Source organism: Scytonema hankhaensis NUACC26 (assembly GCF_045865695.1).
Taxonomy (GTDB): domain Bacteria; phylum Cyanobacteriota; class Cyanobacteriia; order Cyanobacteriales; family Nostocaceae; genus Scytonema.
The window spans coordinates 1-2,598 of sequence record NZ_BAACAP010000002.1 but is presented as its reverse complement, the minus strand read 5'-3'; the positions used below and the strand labels follow the sequence as shown (position 1 = coordinate 2,598).

Sequence of the window (2,598 nt, the reverse complement as noted above, 5' to 3'; positions counted from 1 at the left end):
CGGGAACTGAATTTCTCTTATTTCCCCCCTTTCCTTATAAAGGTCCGGGAACTGAATTTCTCTTATTTCCCCCCTTTACAAGGGGGGATTAAGGGGGGTAATAATGCGATTCAAATGACAGCCAACTACTTTTCAAACATCCTCTTAGTAACTGCGATGGAAATTATATTTCCGATTCCCACCCTTTTATTTCACTCTAATTCCAAACAAGTTTAAATCAGGAGAATACCATGTCTTATCTGTCCAATCTAGGCAAATTAAAATTACCATGTCTTATAGGCGTTGCAGCTTGCGGTGCTATTTTAGCTGCTGCTTCCATCAACACTGCTAAAGCAGAAGCCTACGGTGGTAGCAACTATACAAACAGTTGTTCTAATATTCGTATTTTTGGAGACACCCTGTCCGCTACTTGTCGTAGAGTAGATGGTTCATACACTAGGACAGCAATTAAAGTCCGAGGAATTGAGAATGTTAATGGAAATTTGAGCTATATTTCCAATCCCAATGCTTCTAGCACTTATCAAAATTCTTGCACCCGAATTTATGTTTCCGGAGATACATTATCAGCTACTTGCCGTAGAGTCAATGGCTCATATAACAGGACAGCTATTGAAATTCCAGGAATTTCTAATATTAATGGAGTTTTGAGCTACAGCTACTAAGTTAACAATCAATAGATACAGCATTTTTCAGGTAAATGAAGTACAGCAGTAGAGGCGCAATGCCTTGCGCCCTTACAATATCTGTACCTCCTCCGCGTTGCAATCTGCTGTAAAAGTCATTGAGGGGACACAAGATTATTGTGTCCTTCCAATGTTGAGAGTAAAATGCGTTAATTCAAACTATTGTAAAATGACTAACCCACTCGCCATAGCAGCTATAACAGCAGTATTCAAAGATATACTTGAAAACCATCTCATTCATGACTTAATTACAACAAGTGTTGGCAGTGTAAGTGTAACAGCTTTACCACCAGATCGCATATCTGTTGGAACAGATGAGCATGCACAAATCAACCTGTTTCTCTACCAAGTTACACAGAATCGCAATGTTGACTGGGTTTCTCAGGAATTGCGTCAGCATAGAGATCGACTTACAAAAGAAGCGCTCTCCAAAAATCCGCCACTAGCCCTTGACCTTCACTATCTACTGACAGTCTACGGAGCAAAAGATTTTCAAGCAGAAATTTTGTTAGGCTATGTCATGCAATTGTTGCACGAAACGTCGATAATCACGCACGATAGCATCTACACTGCTTTAAAAAATGCTTCAGAAGTCAATACTTCCAACGTTCTGTCTCAAGCTTTAGCAACAGTATCTATTTCTAACCTAGCAGAGCAAATAGGGCAAATCAAAATTAGCCCAGAGTTTTTCAGCATGGAAGAGACTTCAAAAATTTGGTCTATTTTGCAAACCCAATATCGTCCATCCATTGGCTATCAAGTATCAATGGTCGTTATTGATAGTCAGAGTGAAAACTACTAAAAATAACATAAACACTACCACCAGGAATTAGTATAACTACGACCTCATTTTTTGCTGAATATATTTAACAATCAACTTTTTCTTACTTTCATCTTGTAAATCTTCTACATAAAATCCTTTTGTATTAATATGAGGTCGCGACCCCTCCTTTAAAATCCCTATTTTCGGTTCTTGTAAAAACTGTAGTGAAGGCTCATGACCCTTTTTTGCCAGTTCATAGAGTTCAGTTGCATTTGCCTTGCGATTTTTTCCTTTCGTACCTTTGTATCGTTTATATGAAGCCTTTCCTAATTGAGGAGCAACACTAGTTATGCTACTCACTCCTCCTAATACTGCTGACGTTATACCTAATGCCAAACCAGGAGGCGTCACTACACCAGTTGCAAGGGATGCAACGCCAGCTGCTGTACTAGCAGACCCAAAACCTGCCGATACTCCCAACCTGTTAGCTCTTCTACCCTGTTTCTGAGCCATATACTGCGAGATTTCTGCAAGTTTGCTATTGTCCTCATTGGTTGATTCGCCTTCAAATCTATCTGTATAATTTTGGGCGATTTGTGCTCTTTGATATGCTATAGTTGCCTGACGACCACTTCTAAATGCACCTAAAGCTGAGAGTGGAGTACTAATTGCTCCTCCCACAGTACCCGAAATCAAATCTGTACCGTGTGTAATTAGGTGTGAATGTTCTGCTGCGACATTTATTCCACTTGCTCCTGCTTGTGCGCCAGTTGTTGCATCAGTCTTCAATGCGTTTTGAGCAGAGATATCATGTCGTCTGGGAAATAAATAATTGAAAATTTTATTAGATAGATTAGTTTTCTTTGGTAGATTGGAGTGTTCTACTACACCATTAACAGCAATATTATCTGAAGATTGTGCTGTAGCTAGCGGTTCTTGTTCCTCGGCTAACAACTCATCAACTGGGTCATGAGAATTTGCGTGGTATTCAAACAACTCATCAACTGGGTCATGAGAATTTGCGTGGTATTCAAACAACTCATCAACTGGGTCATGAGAATTTGCGTGGTATTCAAACAACTCATCAACTGGGTCATGAGAATTTGCGTGGTATTCAAACAACTCATCAACTGGGTCATGAGAATTTGCGTG

4 protein-coding genes are annotated in these 2,598 nt (G+C 39.7%); 3 read left to right on the top strand and 1 reads right to left on the bottom strand.

Translation table 11 applies throughout. From position 1 onward, the window contains the following. The 3 genes from ACKTT2_RS00025 to ACKTT2_RS00015 form a co-directional block, all read left to right on the top strand. On the top strand, nucleotides 1–216 hold a 216-nt coding region (locus tag ACKTT2_RS00025; RefSeq protein WP_407882710.1), incomplete at its 5' end, for a hypothetical protein. Between the two features lie 14 nt (nucleotides 217–230). Beyond that, a complete protein-coding gene (locus ACKTT2_RS00020; RefSeq protein WP_407882708.1) occupies nucleotides 231–662 on the top strand; it encodes a mannose-binding lectin in 432 nt (143 codons plus the stop codon). A gap of 190 nt (nucleotides 663–852) precedes the next feature. Beyond that, nucleotides 853–1,485, top strand: a complete 633-nt coding sequence (locus ACKTT2_RS00015) for a Pvc16 family protein (RefSeq protein WP_407882706.1) — start codon at nucleotides 853–855, stop codon at nucleotides 1,483–1,485. Nucleotides 1,486–1,521: 36 nt separating this feature from the next. Here the strand turns inward: ACKTT2_RS00015 and ACKTT2_RS00010 are convergent. Continuing rightward, nucleotides 1,522–2,598 (bottom strand): hypothetical protein (locus tag ACKTT2_RS00010; RefSeq protein ID WP_407882704.1); only part of this gene is annotated, 1,077 nt, incomplete at its 5' end.